Source organism: Azohydromonas sediminis, assembly GCF_003574675.1.
Taxonomy (GTDB): Bacteria; Pseudomonadota; Gammaproteobacteria; order Burkholderiales; family Burkholderiaceae_C; genus Calidifontimicrobium; species Calidifontimicrobium sediminis.
Window position 1 is genome coordinate 13575 of sequence record NZ_QOAZ01000021.1, and the last position, 14140, is coordinate 27714.

The following is a 14140-nucleotide window of genomic DNA, read 5'->3' on the forward strand; positions in this document are numbered from 1 at the left end:
CTTTCAGTTCATCGCGAGCTTGGGCCAGCCCTGCGGGCCGTCCGACGCCGGCGCGGGCGCCGGGGCCGCGGTGGCCGGGTGCGCGGCGTCGGGCGCACCGTCATCGGCCGGCGCCTCTGGCGCGGCCACCGGCGTGGCCGGCGGCTGCGGGCGCAGCGGCGTGAACGGCGACAGCGACTTGCCCTGCGCGACCTGCGCGAGCTTGCTCTGCTCGCCGAGCACCTTGCCGACGTAGCCACCGTCGCTGTCGAGGTTGGCCGCGCCGACGTACCAGCGCAGCCCGTCCTCGACGCTTCCGCTGCGCGCGACGTATTCCTTGAGCACCTGCACGCCCACGCGCAGGTTGGCCACCGGGTCGAACGCGGCGTGTGCGCCGCCGAAGGGCTCGTACTTGTCGGTGTGCACGCGCGTCATCACCTGCATCAGACCCTGTGCACCGACCGGGCTTTGCGCGAAAGGGTTGAAGCGCGACTCGATGGCCACCACGGCGAGGATCAGCGTCGGGTCGAGCCCGGCGCGCTCGCCCAGGTGCCAGGCCTCCTGCACCAGACGGCTCACCGGTTCGAGCGCGACGCGGTAGCGGCGCGAGATCCACTGCGCGACGGCCGCCTGCTGGCGGTCGAGGGCGCCGGGGTCGGTCGCCGTGGCGCGTTCGACCGCCGTCGGCTCGGCCAGCGCGACCGTGAGGTCGGCGTCGGCGTCGATGCGCGCTTCCTGCCGCGACTGCAGCCAGTCCAGCGCGGCGACCTCGGCGCGGTGGCGCAGGTCGTCGTGCCCGACGGCGAACACCGCGGCCAGCAGCACCGTGAAGCCCAGCAGTGCCAGCCCGTTGTGGCCGACTTCGAGCAGCCCGTGGCCGACGTCGCGCAAGAACACCGACGCGCCTTCGCGGGCCTTGTGTGCGATATCGCGAACGCTCATCACACGCTCCTTTCTTCAAGTCACCGCTGCGGAGGCGGTCGTCGGCAGACGGCCGCGATGCGGTGGCGATAATGGTTTGCTGCACCTCGGTGCAGCCTGCAGCGGCGCGCATGGCCTGCGCTGCAGCGTCCGTCGTCGGCGTCCCAACTTGCGGCGGCGACGGGTAAACCCTTATCGATTCGGGTTGGGCGGATTCTAGGAACGCCAAAAATAACCGGTCAAGCATAAAGAAACATAATTTAATTCTCGAAAGGCATGAAGTACCGCGACCTGCGCGACTTCATCGGGCAGCTCGAGGCGGCTGGTGAGCTGCGTCGCGTCGCCAACGTGGTGTCAACGCGCCTCGAAATGACGGCTTTGTGCGACCGCGTACTGCGCGCCGGCGGGCCGGCGCTGCTGTTCGAGCGGCCCGACGGTTACACGACGCCGGTGCTCGGCAACCTCTTCGGCACCCCCGAACGGGTGGCGCGCGGCATGGGCGCGCACAGCCTCGCCGACCTGCGCGACGTCGGACGCGTCCTGGCGAGCCTGAAGGAGCCCGAGCCGCCGAAGGGTCTGAAGGACGCTGGCCGCCTGCTGCAGATGGCCAAGGCGCTGTGGGACATGAAGCCCGCCAACGTCCGCTCGGCCCCGTGCCAGGAGGTCGTGCTCGACGGCGCCGACGTCGACTTGGGGCAGATCCCGGTGCAGTGGTGTTGGCCCGGCGACGCCGGGCCGCTGATCACATGGGGGCTCGTGATCACGCGCGGGCCGCAGTCGGTACCGAACCCGAGGCGGCGGCAGAACCTGGGCATCTACCGCCAGCAAGTCATCGGCCGGCGCGAGGTCATCATGCGCTGGCTCGCGCACCGCGGCGGCGCGCTCGACTTCCGCGACTTCGCGCGCGCGAACCCCGGGCGGCCGTTCCCGATCGCCGTCGCGCTCGGCGCCGACCCGGCGACGATCCTCGGCGCGGTGACGCCGGTGCCCGACACGCTGTCGGAGTACCAGTTCGCAGGTCTGCTGCGCGGCGGACGCACCGAAGTCGTCGCGTCGTCGGTCGGCGAGGGCGACACGAGACTCGACGTACCGGCCAGCGCCGAGTTCGTGCTCGAGGGCCACATCCCGCCGGCCGAGCCGGGGGCCACCGCCACCAGCGAGCACGGCGTGCCGATGAAGGAAATCGGCGGCTACTGGCACGCGCTCGAAGGGCCGTTCGGCGACCACACCGGCTACTACAACGAGCAGGACTGGTTCCCGGTGTTTCGCATCGAGCGCCTCACGCACCGGCGCGAGCCGATCTACCACTCCACCTACACCGGCAAGCCGCCCGACGAGCCGGCGGTGCTCGGCGTCGCACTGAACGAAGTGTTCGTGCCGATCCTGCAAAAGCAGTTTCCGGAGATCGTCGACTTCTACCTGCCGCCCGAGGGCTGCAGCTACCGGCTGGCCGTCATCAGCATCCGCAAGAGCTACCCCGGCCACGCCAAGCGCGTGATGTTCGGCCTGTGGAGCTTCCTGCGCCAGTTCATGTACACGAAGTTCATCGTCGTGACCGACGACGACGTCGACATCCGCGACTGGAAGGAAGTCGTGTGGGCGATCACGACGCGCATGGACCCGGTGCGCGACACGACGCTCGTCGACTCGACGCCGATCGACTACCTCGACTTCGCGTCGCCGGTGTCGGGGCTCGGCGGCAAGGTCGGATTCGACGCGACGAACAAGTGGCCCGGCGAGACGAGCCGCGAGTGGGGACGGCCGATCGCGATGGACGCGGCCGTCGAGGCGCGCGTGGCCGGCCTGTTCGACGACCTGATGCAGCCGGCCAAGCGCTGAGCCGGTCGCGATAGATCGAATTTCGCGCTGCACCTGCCGATCGGGCTTGCCCGCTGCTGGCGGCGGCGGTAAGGTTTACCCGCCTGCCGCGGGCAGGCCTTCAGGTGGAGGCAGTCTTCTGCCCCCCAGGGGCCCCGGACCACATCTCTCCGGATCCCCGAATCGGCGGCGTCAGCCGCCAGCCCCTCCCCGCTTCGGCGCGGAGGGGTTTCCTTTTTCTGGGCCGCGCTTGATCGGTGTTGCCCTCTGCGTCGCCTGCCCCGGCGGCCGCCCGCCGGGGGCGCTCGCCGGCGCCACTACACTGACCGCGTGAGTCGTCGCATCAGGGTCTGGCTGGCATCGGCGGCGGTGTTCGCGGCCGCCGTGACGGCGGCCGTCGTCTGGGGACTGCCCGCGCTGGTGCAGTCGCAGGCGCAGCAGCGGCTGTCGGCGCTGCTCGGCCGCGAGGTGACGATCGGCCGTGTCGAGACGTCGCTGTGGCGTCTGTCGGTCGATTTTGGTGACGTGCGCGTCGCCGCGCGCGACGCGACACAACCGCCGCAGCTCGAGCTGCGGCGCTTGGCGGTCGATGCGCGCTGGCGCTCGCTGTGGGCCGGCGCGCCGGTGCTCGATCGGCTCACCGTCGAGGCGCCGCGGCTGCGGCTTCGCGTGCGCACCGACGGCTCGACCGACGTCGACGACATCCGCGCCCGGCTGGCCGCGGCCGACGCCGGTGCGGCGCCAGCCGCCGACGCGCCGCCGAAGTTCGCGCTGCACAACATCCGCGTCGGCGATGGCGAACTGCACGTCGCCGACGAAGGCGCCGGCGTGGTGCACGACGTGCGTGCCTTCGACCTCGGGCTGCCGTTCCTGTCGAGTCTGCCGCTGGACGCCGACATCGACGTCGAGCCGCGGCTCGCGTTCGTCCTCAACGGCGCCGCGTTCGACACCGGCGGCGTGTCGACGCCGTTCGCGCCCCACCGGCGCACGCGCATGACGCTGCGCATCGGCGACCTCGACCTCGCGCCGTACCTGCCGTACCTGCCGCGCGACTGGCCGTTCGCACTGCGCTCGGCACGGCTGGCCGGTGAGGTTCAGATCGACTTCGAGGTCGGTGCCGACCGGCAGCCGCGCGTGACGCTCAGCGGCCAGGCGACGGCGCGCGACGTCGCGCTCGAAGGCGTCGTGAGCGGCGACGCGACGCTGGCGCCGCGCGTGCGCTGGGCTGCACTCGAGGTCGCGCTTGCCGACGTGCAGCCGCTGCAGCGGCGCGTCCAACTCGGCGGCGTTGCGCTGCGGGGGCTGCAGCTCGAGCTCGGGCGTGACGCGCGCGGCGAACTGGTGGTGCCCGCGTGGGGCACCGCCTCGCCGAGCGCCGCCTCGACGTCCCCGCCGCCCGCGGCGTCGCCGTGGCAGGTGGCCGTCGAGCGCGTCGAACTGGACGACGCGCGGCTGCGCTGGCGCGACGCCGCGGTGCGGCCGGCGGTCGACTGGCAGTTCGCACCGATCACGGCCGCGGTCGGTCCGCTGGCGTGGCCGACGACGGCGCCGGTGCCGCTGCAGTTCAGCATCGCCGGCCCCGTCGACGCGGGCGGGGCGGCGGCGACGACGGTCAGCGGCGAGGGCGAGTTCACGGCTGAGCGCGCGCGCGTGCGCGTCGACGTGCAGCCGCTGGAGCTGCAGCGCGTCGCGCCGTATCTGGCAGCGGCGCTCACGCCACGCGTCGAGGGACGGCTGGCCGGGCAGCTCGCGCTCGAGTGGGCCGGCGGCGACGCGCCGGCGCTCGTCGTGGCGCTGCCGTCGGCCGCCGTCGACGGCTTGCGTGTGCGCGACGCGCCGCGCGGCGAGCCGGCCGCCGCGTGGCGGCGGCTCGAGGTCGCCGACGCCACCGTCGACCTGCGCGCGCGGCGCGTGCGCCTGGCGCAACTGACGCTGACGCAGCCGAGCGCGCGGCTGCGTCGCGACGCGCAGGGCCGCTGGAACGTGCTGCAGTGGTTCACCGCCGCCGGCGCCAGCGGGGCCGACGCGGCCGGTGGGTCCGCCGCGGCCGGCGCGGGCCAGGCGCCGTGGCAGCTGCAGGCCGCGCAGCTGCGCATCGACGGCGGCCGGCTGCAATTCGCCGACGAGCGCCCGGCGCCGCCCGCGGCCGCCGCGCCCACTGGCGCGGCGGCCCCCGCGGCGGTCGCCTTCGAGCTGCGCGGCTTGCGCGCCGACGTGCGCGACTTCCAGTGGCCGCAGGGGCCGCAGGCGCCCGCGGCGCGCGTGCAGCTGGCCACGCGCATCGAAACGGCGGCGGCCGCGACGGCCGCCGACGACGCCACCGCCACGCGCACCGAGGGGCGTCTGGACCTGCGCGGCCGCGCGCGCGTGCAGCCGCTGGGCTTCACCGGCACGCTCGACGCCGAGCGCTTGCCGCTGCACGCGTTCATGCCCTACGTCGGCACCGCGCTCGACGTCGACGTCGTGCGCGCGCAGGCGAGCTGGCGCGGACCGCTCGACGTGCGGCAGGCGCCGCAGGGCTGGGCCGTGTCGGTGCGCGGCGACGGCGCGCTCGGCGACGTGCGCGTGCACACGCGTGGCAGCGACGCGCGCACCGGCAGCGAGCTGATCGGCTGGCAGTCGCTGGCGCTGCGGCAGGTGGCCGTCGAGGTCCCCGCCGGCGGGCGGCCTTCGATCGAACTCGGCGAGGTCGTGTGGTCGGACTTCGACACGCGGCTGCTGCTCGACGAGCAGGGCCGCTTCAACCTGCGCGACGTCGCCGGCGCGCGCGCAGCGGGCGGCGCGCCCACCCCCGCGCCCGCGGCGCCGGGCGGTGCGGCGCCGGATGCGGCACCGCCTCCTGCCGCGCCCGCTTCGGATGCGGCACCGAGCGCTGCGGCTGCTTCGGCGGGGTTCGGTGCGTCGTGGCCGTTCGACCTCGCCGTCGGCGGCGTGCAGTTCGTCAACGGCCGCGTCGACTTCACCGACCGCTTCATCCGCCCGAACTACCACGCCGAGTTGACCGCGCTGAACGGCCGCCTCGGCGCGTTTCGCAGCGGCACGCGCGAGATGGCCGCGCTCGAGCTGCGCGGCAAGGCGGCCGGCACCGCCGATCTCGAGATCCGCGGCGCGCTCAACCCCAGCGCCGACCCGCTCGCGCTCGACATCCAGGCGCGCGCCACCGGGCTCGAGCTCGCACCGCTGTCGCCGTACGCCGGCAAGTACGCCGGCTACACGATCGAGCGCGGCAAGTTGAGCGTCGACGTGGCCTACCGCATCGACCCCGACGGTCGCCTCGAGGCGCGCAACCAGGTCATCCTCAACCAGCTGACCTTCGGCGAGAAGGTCGACTCGCCGCTGGCCACCAAGCTGCCGATCAAGTTCGCGCTCGCGCTGCTGTCGGACCGCAACGGCGTCGTCGACATCAACCTGCCGATCCGCGGCAGCATCAACGACCCGCAGTTCAGCATCTGGGGGCTGGTATGGCGCATCGTCGGCAACCTGATCGTCAAGGTCGTCACGGCGCCGTTCGCGGTCTTTGCCGGCGGCGGCGGCCCCGAGCTCAGCCGCGTCGAATTCGTCGCCGGCACCTCCGCGTTCGCGCCGTCGGCCGCCGACGTGCTCGACCGCGTCGCCAAGGCGATGGCCGATCGCCCGGCGCTGCGCATGACGGTGGCCGGCAGCGCCGACCGCGAACTCGAGCGCGACGCGATCCGCCGCACTGCGCTGCAGGCGCGTCTCGTGGCCGAGCAGCGCAAGGACGCGCTGCGCGCCGGCGCGGCGGCCGACGCGCCGCTGCCGCCGCTGACGGGCCAGGCGCGCGAGGCCCTCATCGCGCGCCTGTACCGCGAGACGCCGCTGCCCGACAAGCCGCGCAACGTGCTCGGGCTGCCGAAGGCGATCCCGCTGGCCGAGATGGAGGCGCGCCTGCTGGCCGCGATCCCCGTCGACGACAATGCCGCGCGCGAGCTCGCGCTGCAGCGCGGGCTGGCGGTGCGCGAGGCGCTGGTCGCGCGCGGGATGGAGCCCGACCGCCTGTTCCTCGGTGCGCCGAAGCTGCGCGCCGGCGGCGCCGCGGCGCCGGCCGGCGCGGCGGGCACCGCGGCGGGCGATCCGGCGGCCGATGGCGCCGCCGATGGCGCGGCCGACGCGGCGGGCGAGACCGCACCGTGGACGCCGCGCGCGGAACTTTCGCTCGCGCTGCGCTGACCCAATGCGCCGCGCAGGAACGACGACGATGACGACCGAGACGATCACGCTGGCCGGGGGCTGCTTCTGGTGCCTGGAGGCGGTCTACGAGCAGGTCGACGGCGTGCTCGCCGTCGAGTCGGGCTACAGCAACGGGCACGTCGTGCGCCCGACCTACGAGCAGGTGTGCACCGGCACCACGGGCCACGCCGAAGTCGTGCGCGTGACTTTCGACCCCCAGCGCATCTCGCTGCGCGAGATCCTCGAGATCTTCTTCGCGATCCACGACCCGACGACGCGCGACCGCCAGGGCAACGACGTCGGGCCGCAGTACCGCTCGGGCATCTACGTGCACGACGCGGCGCAGGAGGCGGTCGCGCGCGAGGTGCTGGCCGAGGTCGACGCCGCGCACGGCGGGCGTGTCGTGACCGAGCTGCTGCCGGTGGCCAACTACTGGCGCGCCGAGGAGTACCACCAGCACTACTTCGCGAAGCACCCGCACCAGGGCTACTGCGCGTTCGTCGTCGCACCGAAGGTCGACAAGTTCCGGCGCCAGTTCGCCGCGCGCGTGCGCGGCTGAAAGCGCGACCGATGCTCGCGGTGCACGGGCTGCGCCACGCCTACCGCGGCGGGCCGGCGATCGCCTTTCCCGACCTCGACGTGCCGCAGGGCGCGCGCGTGCTGCTGCGCGGGCCCTCGGGCAGCGGCAAGTCGACGTGGCTGGCGATCGTCGCTGCGCTGCTCACGCCCACGGCGGGCCGCGTCGTCGCCGCCGGCGCCGACTTGCTCGCGATGAGCGCGCGCCAGCGCGACGCGTGGCGCGGCGCGCACCTGGGCTTCGTGCCGCAGCGGCTGCACCTGAGCGAGGCGCTCGACGTCGCGCACAACCTCGCGCTGCCGTACGTGGCCGCCGGCGAAGCGGTCGACCGCGCGCGCATCGACGCGCTGATGCGCCGGCTCGGCCTCGCGGGGCTGGGTGCGGGGCGGCCGCGCGAGTTGAGCGTCGGCCAGGCACAGCGCGTCGCGCTCGCGCGGGCGCTGCTGCGCCGCCCGCGGCTGCTGCTGGCCGACGAGCCCACCGCCAGCCTCGACGACGACCACGCGCGCGAGGTCGTCGCGCTGCTCGCCGAGGGCGCGGCCGAGCAGGGCGCGACGCTGGTCGTCGCCACGCACGACGCACGCGTGGCCGCCGCGCTGCCCGACGCCGTCGAACTGCGGCTGGAGGCGCACGCGTGAGCCTGGCCGCGCTCGCGTGGCGCTACCTGTGGGCGCGGCCGCTGGCCGCGGCGCTGAACCTCGCGCTGCTGGCGCTCGGACTGGGCGCGATCACGTTCGTGCTGCTCGTGAGCGAACAGGTCGAGCGCGCCGTGCAGCGCGACCTGGCCGGCATCGATCTCGTCGTCGGCGCCAAGGGCAGCCCGCTGCAGCTGATCCTGTCGGGCGTGTTCCACCTCGACGTGCCGACCGGCAACATCCCGCTGGCGGCGGTGCAGACGCTGCGCGCGCATCCGCTCGTCGAGCGCGTGATCCCGCTCTCGCTCGGCGACAGCGTGCAGGGCTTTCGCATCGTCGGCACGACGCCCGACTACCTCGCGCTGTACGGCGCGACGCTCGCGCGTGGACGTGCATGGGACGCGCCGATGCAGGCGGTGCTCGGTGCCGACGTCGCCGCGGCCACCGGCCTCGCGCCAGGCGCGACCTTCGCCGGCCAGCACGGTCTCGGCCGCGACGGCCACGCGCACGACGGCACGCCATACACCGTGGCCGGCGTGCTCGCGCGCTGCGGCTGCGTGCTCGACCGCCTCGTGCTGACCGCGCTCGAGTCGGTGTGGCAGGTGCACGAGGACGACACCGCGACCGACGAGACCGACCGCGCCGTGCTCGAAGCCGAGCGCGAGGTCACGCTGCTGCTGGTGGGCTACCGCTCGCCGCTGGCGGCAGCCACGCTGCCACGCTGGGTCAACGCGCAGGCCGGGCTGCAGGCGGCGGCGCCGGCGGTAGAGTCGGCGCGGCTGCTGCGGCTGGTGGGCGCCGGCACCGAGGTGCTGCGCGGCTTCGGCGCGCTGATGGTGCTGGTGGCGGCGCTGTCGGTGTTCGTCGCGCTGACGCACGCGGTGCGCGAGCGCGAGGGCGACCTCGCGATGCTGCGCATGCTGGGCGCCCCGCCGGCGCGCGTCGCGGCGCTGGTCGCGGCCGAGGCGTCGTGGCTCGCGGCGCTCGGCGTCGCCGGTGGCCTGGCGCTGGGCCACGGCTTGACACATTTGCCAGGCTGGTATCTGGCCGCCGAGCGTTCGCTGGCGGTCACCGGCACGTGGTTCAGCGCTGCCGAGGCCGTGCTCGTGATCGCCGCGTTCGCGCTCGCGTGGATCGCGGCGGCGTGGCCGGCGCGGCGTGCCGCGACGCTGGACGTGACGACGCTGCTGCAAGCGGCACGATGAAGGAACAGGGGAGTTCGTCGACCATGAACGAGGCCCGATGGAGATGGTGGCTGGCGCTGGCCGCAATCGCCACGTCGGCGAGTGCATTCGCGCAGCCCAAGGTGTCGGAGCACGTGCGCAAGGACATCGAGCGCCACCGCGCGATGGCCGCCGCGCACGAGAACGCGGCGCGCTGCCTCGAAGCGGGCAAGCCCGAGCAGGAGTGCCAGGAGCGGCTGCGCACCGAGTGCAAGGGGCTGGCGATCGGCCGCTACTGCGGCATGCGCCATGAGCACTGAGCGCCGCGGCTCCAAGCCCGCCTGCGCGGGCTCGGACGGCGCGAAGGCCGCGAGCTCTGCGAGCGGCATGGGCGTCTGCGGCTCCAAGCCCCGGTCGGCCGCGGGGACGCGGCCGGCCCTCGCCTGGTCCGCGCCCGCGCAGGCGGGCGCGGAGCCGCCGGGCTCGGCCTGTGCGGGCTCGGACGGCGCGAAGGCCGCGAGTGCTACGAGCGGCAGGGGCGGCCGCGCCGGCCTGGCGGCGGCGTTGCTGGCCGCTGCGCTGGCCGCGGTGGCGCAGCCCGCCGCCCCGCCGCTGCCCGGGCAGGGGCCGGGCTACCACGACCCGCGCAGCGCGATTGCGCCGCTGCAGGAGCGCGAGGGTGTCGTCTCTTGGAAGCTGCTCGCGATGGTGACGACGCGCGTCAGTGGCCACCGCGTCGTGCCGACGTTTCCCGACCCGGTCAAGGCGCTCGACGGGCAGACGGTCAGGCTGCAGGGCTTCATGCTGCCGCTCGAGCCGGGCGAGCGGCAGTCGCACTTCCTGCTGTCGGCCGTGCCGACGACGTGTTCGTTTTGCGTGCCCGCCGGGCCCGAAGGCCTGGTCGAGGTGCGCACGCGCGCACCGGTGCGCTACAGCGTCGACGCGGTGACGCTCGAGGGGCGCCTGGCGGTGCTGACCGACGACCGCTACGGCCTGTTCTACCGCCTGAGCGAGGCTGCCGAGGTGCGCTGAGCCGGCGGGCGCCGGCGTCGGCCCGCGGCGCCGCGGTCGCTACACTGCGCGGCGCCCGACCCCGCCGATGGACGCTCCCCGCCGACCGCCGTCCCGCCTGCCGCCGGTGCCGCACGCCCTGCGCGGCACCGGGCGCATCGGCGTGTTCGAGCGCGACCTGCGCACCGGCGCGGGCCGCTGGGACGCGGGCATGTTCGCGCTGCACGGGCTCGACCCGGCGCAGGGCACGCCGTCGCTCGACGAGGCGCTGTCGTACGCCCACGAGGACGACGTCGAGCGGCTGCGCCAGTTCCACGCCCACGTGCGCGCCACGGGGCAGCCGCGCGCCGACATCCGTTTCCGCCTGCGCCGCCGCGACGGGGTCGTGCGCCACGTGCGCTCGTACGTCGACGTTCACTTCGACGACGACGGCACGCCGGTGCTGGTGCGCGGCGTGCTGATCGACGAGACCGAGACCGCCGCCGAGGCGCAGGCCGCGCGCGAACGCAGCGCCGAGCTCGAGCGTGCCGTCGACTTGGCCGACATCACGGTGTGGCGCATCGACCTGGCCACGATGCGGCTGCACTTCAGCACCTCGGGTGGCGCCGTGCGCGGTGCGGCGCCGCCGCCGGACGGCGTGCCGCTCGACGAGGTGCGCGCGACGATCCACCCCGACGACCGCGCCGCCGTCGCCGCGGCGTTCGAGCAGGCCGTCCACGGCGACGCCCCGGTCGACGTGATCGCGCGTTACCGCCGCAGCGACGGCAGCTGGCGCACGCTGCTGACCCGGCGCGTGGCCGCGCGCGACGCCGCCGGGCGCGCGACGCAGCTGCACGGCGTGTCGATCGACCTGACCGAGCTGGTGGCCGAGCGCGAGAACGCGGCGCGGCTGGCCGAGCGGCTCGCACTGATCACCGATGCCGCCGGCATCGGGCTGTTCAGCCGCGACGTCGACACCGGCGAGATGTGGTGGAACGTGCCGAACCTCGAGCTGCACGGCCTGCTGCACGACGACGCGCCGCCGTCGTGGACCGAGTTCGTCGAGCGCTTCGTCCACCCCGACGACCGCCAGCGCGTGCTGGCCGAGGCGGCGCAGGCCGACCGCAGCGGCCGTCCGGTGCGGCACCACGACTACCGCGTGCGCACCGCCGACGGGCGCGAGCGCTGGATCTACAGCTGGGCCGGGCGCGAGGAGCGCGACGGCCGCCGCTACGCCTTCGGCGTCAACGTCGACGTGACCGACCGCCACGTCGCCGAGGCCGAGCGTCGCGAGCGCGAAAGGCTCGAGCAGGCCGGCCGCGCGCAGGCGGCGCTGCTGGCGCGCGTGAGCCACGAGCTGCGCACGCCGATGAACGCCGTGCTCGGCTTCGCCGACCTGCTGTCTGCCGACGCCGGCGGCGCGCTCTCGCCGGCGCAGGCCGAGCACGTCGCGCGCATCCGCCAAGCCGGGCGCCACCTGCTGTCGCTGATCGACGACCTGCTCGAACTCGCGGCCGTCGACGCCGCCGACCGCGTGCCGCAGTGGGAGGCGGTGTCGCTGGCGTCGGTGGCCGCGCAGGCGCTGCCGTGGGTCGCGACGCTGGCCGCGCAGCACGGCGTGCGCGTCGAGGCGCCGGCACGGCTGGGCGGCACGGTGCGCGCCGACGCGCGCTGGCTGCTGCAGGTCGCGAGCAACCTGCTGACCAACGCGGTCAAGTACAACCGCCGCGGCGGCTGGGTGCGGCTCGAGAGCCGCAAGCGCACGCGCGACGGCCAGCGCCAGTGCGCCGTCGTCGTGCGCGACAGCGGCCGCGGCCTGAGCGCCGAGCAGCGCGCGCGGCTGTTCCAGCCGTTCGAGCGGCTCGGCGTCGAGCGCGAAGGCATCGCCGGCAACGGCATCGGGCTGGCGATCGCGCGCCGGCTCGTCGAGCGCATGGGCGGCTCGATCGAGGTCGACAGCACGCCCGGCGAGGGCTCCGAGTTCTGCGTCTGGCTGCCCGCGGCCCCCGCCGCGCCGAAGGCGTCGACGTCGATGCCGCCGCCGGCGGTCGACACCGCACCCGGCGCGCTCGCGCCGCTGTCCGTGCTGTGCATCGAGGACAACGAGGTCAACCGCGCGCTGCTCGAGGGGCTGTTCGGCCTGCGGCCGCAGCTGCGGCTGCGCACCGCGGTCGACGGCGCCGACGGCCTCGCGCAGGCGTTCGCCGACCCGCCCGACGTCGTGCTGCTCGACATGCAGCTGCCCGACCTGCACGGCCACGAGGTGCTGCGACGGCTGCGCGCCGACCCGCGCACCGTCGACTGCACCGTGATAGGGCTGTCGGCCAACGTGCTGCCCGACGACATCCGCGCCGCGCTCGACGCCGGCTGCGACGACTACTGGACCAAGCCGATCGACGTCACGCGCTTCCTCACCGGCATCGACGCGCTGATCCAGCGCCGCGCCGGTGGCGCCGACACGACGCTTTGATCAGGGCGCCAGGCGCTCGCGCACCCAGGTCTCGCCGTCGCGACGGTAGCGCAGCCGGTCGTGCAGCCGGCTCTTGCGGCCCTGCCAGAACTCCCACGCGTCGGGCACCAGCCGGAAGCCGCCCCAGTGCGGCGGGCGCGGCGGGTGCAACGCGAAGCGCGCCGCGTACTTCGCCGCGTTGGCCACCAGCACCGCGCGCGACGCGATGACCTGGCTCTGCGGCGAGGCCCACGCACCGATGCGCGAATCGAGCGGGCGGCTGGCGAAGTAGGCGTCGGACTCCTCGGCGCTCGTCTTCTCGACGCGGCCCTCGATGCGCACGACGCGCTCGAGCTCGACCCAGTGGAATTGCAGCGCGGCATAGGGATTGACAGCGAGCTCGCGCCCCTTGCGGCTTTCGTAGTTCGTGTACCAGACGATGCCGCGCTCGTCGTAGCCCTTGATCAGCACGACGCGCGTCGACGGCCGGCCGTCGGCGCCGACGGTGGCCAGCGTCATCGCGTTGGGCTCGGGCAGTTCGCCCTCGATGGCCTGCGTCAGCCAGAGGTGGAACTGGGCCAGCGGGTCGTGCAGCGCGCTCGACTCGTCGAGCTCGGCCTTCTCGTAGCTCTTGCGCAGTTCGGCGATGCGGGGGTTCATGCGAAGAGGATACCCGCCCGCGCGTGGCCATCCCCCCGACGGGGTACGCCGTTGCGCGTACGGAGTGGGCCTTAGGTACAGGTCCGGGTTCCGTCGGCAGCACATGACGGCGATCCTCGGTGCAGCGGGCGGGCGCCCACGCGCTGCCCGCCCGAAGCCCGCAACGCCATGTCGCCGTCCCGACCCTTTGTCGTCGTCCTCGCTGCCGGTGGCGGTGCGCGGGCCTTCGGGCTCGTGCCGGCGGTGCTGGCCACGACGATCGAGCACGCGCTCGCGAGCCTGCTGCCGGTGGTCGTCGTCACGACGCTGGCGCACGCGCCGCAGGTGCGCGCGCACCCCGCCGTGCACGACGTCGTCGTGCTGAGCGACGACGACGCCGCACGCGGGCTCGGCCGCACGATCGCTGCCGGCGTGGCCGCGTGCGCCGATGCGCGCGGCTGGGTGTTGCTGCCGGCCGAGATGCCACTCGTGCAGCCGTCGACGATCGCCGCCGTCGCGCGCGCGCTCGACGAGCATCCGGTGGCCTACGCGCAGCACGCCGGCCGGCCCGGGCAGCCGGTGGGCTTCGCCGCCGAGCTGTACTCGGAGCTCGTCGTGCTCGACGGTGCCGCCGGTGCGCGCCGCCTCGTCGCACGCTACCCATCGATGGGCGTCGATGTCGACGACCCCGGCACGCTGCGCGAGGCCGGACCGGTCGATGCGATGTCGCTGCTGCGCACCGCCGCCGGCGGCACCGCGGTGACGAGCGCATCGCGTTAGC

Annotated in this window: 11 protein-coding genes; 9 read left to right on the top strand and 2 right to left on the bottom strand. The window is 74.6% G+C overall.

Annotated features, from left to right (window positions below; all coding sequences use genetic code 11):
• Window positions 1–3 precede the first annotated feature (3 nt).
• Entirely contained in the window at window positions 4–921 is a 918-nt protein-coding gene (locus tag DRV96_RS11725; protein ID WP_119291325.1) for a lytic transglycosylase domain-containing protein, read from the bottom strand.
• 255 nt (window positions 922–1176) lie between these two features.
• On the opposite strand from DRV96_RS11725, the gene DRV96_RS11730 reads away from it, so the two are divergent.
• The 8 genes from DRV96_RS11730 (at window position 1177) to DRV96_RS11765 (ending at window position 12741) form a co-directional block, all read left to right on the top strand.
• The gene (locus tag DRV96_RS11730) at window positions 1177–2739 is read left to right on the top strand and encodes a UbiD family decarboxylase (protein WP_119291234.1); all 1563 of its coding nucleotides are present in this window, start codon (window positions 1177–1179) and stop codon (window positions 2737–2739) included.
• Between the two features lie 309 nt (window positions 2740–3048).
• Complete coding sequence (locus DRV96_RS11735; RefSeq protein ID WP_119291235.1) at window positions 3049–6906, top strand: DUF748 domain-containing protein; 3858 nt, start codon at window positions 3049–3051, stop codon at window positions 6904–6906.
• Window positions 6907–6934: 28 nt separating this feature from the next.
• Window positions 6935–7465, top strand: a complete 531-nt coding sequence (msrA, locus tag DRV96_RS11740) for a peptide-methionine (S)-S-oxide reductase MsrA (protein WP_119291238.1) — start codon at window positions 6935–6937, stop codon at window positions 7463–7465.
• A gap of 11 nt (window positions 7466–7476) precedes the next feature.
• The gene (locus tag DRV96_RS11745) at window positions 7477–8121 is read left to right on the top strand and encodes an ABC transporter ATP-binding protein (protein WP_119291241.1); all 645 of its coding nucleotides are present in this window, start codon (window positions 7477–7479) and stop codon (window positions 8119–8121) included.
• Complete coding sequence (locus DRV96_RS11750) at window positions 8118–9323, top strand: ABC transporter permease (protein ID WP_119291244.1); 1206 nt, start codon at window positions 8118–8120, stop codon at window positions 9321–9323. The genes DRV96_RS11745 and DRV96_RS11750 overlap by 4 nt, the downstream gene beginning before the upstream one ends.
• Before the next feature lie 23 nt (window positions 9324–9346).
• The gene (locus DRV96_RS11755) at window positions 9347–9601 is read left to right on the top strand and encodes a hypothetical protein (RefSeq protein ID WP_119291246.1); all 255 of its coding nucleotides are present in this window, start codon (window positions 9347–9349) and stop codon (window positions 9599–9601) included.
• Between the two features lie 244 nt (window positions 9602–9845).
• Complete coding sequence (locus tag DRV96_RS11760; protein ID WP_235823373.1) at window positions 9846–10313, top strand: DUF3299 domain-containing protein; 468 nt, start codon at window positions 9846–9848, stop codon at window positions 10311–10313.
• Window positions 10314–10380: 67 nt separating this feature from the next.
• Entirely contained in the window at window positions 10381–12741 is a 2361-nt protein-coding gene (locus DRV96_RS11765) for a PAS domain-containing hybrid sensor histidine kinase/response regulator (protein ID WP_119291248.1), read from the top strand.
• On the opposite strand, the gene pdxH is transcribed toward DRV96_RS11765, so the two are convergent.
• Window positions 12742–13380, bottom strand: coding sequence for a pyridoxamine 5'-phosphate oxidase (gene pdxH / locus DRV96_RS11770; protein WP_119291250.1), 639 nt, complete (start codon window positions 13378–13380; stop codon window positions 12742–12744). It abuts the gene before it with no gap.
• Between the two features lie 168 nt (window positions 13381–13548).
• On the opposite strand from pdxH, the gene DRV96_RS11775 reads away from it, so the two are divergent.
• The gene (locus tag DRV96_RS11775; protein ID WP_119291252.1) at window positions 13549–14139 is read left to right on the top strand and encodes a nucleotidyltransferase family protein; all 591 of its coding nucleotides are present in this window, start codon (window positions 13549–13551) and stop codon (window positions 14137–14139) included.
• The last annotated feature ends 1 nt before the right edge of the window (window position 14140 follow it).

What these genes read in the sequence shown, in the direction of transcription:
- DRV96_RS11725 (WP_119291325.1), bottom strand. Translation starts at nt 921, where the DNA reads ATGAGCGTTCGCGATATCGCACACAAGGCCCGCGAAGGCGCGTCGGTG.
- DRV96_RS11730 (WP_119291234.1), top strand. Translation starts at nt 1,177, where the DNA reads ATGAAGTACCGCGACCTGCGCGACTTCATCGGGCAGCTCGAGGCGGCT.
- msrA (WP_119291238.1), top strand. Translation starts at nt 6,935, where the DNA reads ATGACGACCGAGACGATCACGCTGGCCGGGGGCTGCTTCTGGTGCCTG.
- DRV96_RS11745 (WP_119291241.1), top strand. Translation starts at nt 7,477, where the DNA reads ATGCTCGCGGTGCACGGGCTGCGCCACGCCTACCGCGGCGGGCCGGCG.
- DRV96_RS11755 (WP_119291246.1), top strand. Translation starts at nt 9,347, where the DNA reads ATGAACGAGGCCCGATGGAGATGGTGGCTGGCGCTGGCCGCAATCGCC.
- DRV96_RS11765 (WP_119291248.1), top strand. Translation starts at nt 10,381, where the DNA reads ATGGACGCTCCCCGCCGACCGCCGTCCCGCCTGCCGCCGGTGCCGCAC.
- pdxH (WP_119291250.1), bottom strand. Translation starts at nt 13,380, where the DNA reads ATGAACCCCCGCATCGCCGAACTGCGCAAGAGCTACGAGAAGGCCGAG.
- DRV96_RS11775 (WP_119291252.1), top strand. Translation starts at nt 13,549, where the DNA reads ATGTCGCCGTCCCGACCCTTTGTCGTCGTCCTCGCTGCCGGTGGCGGT.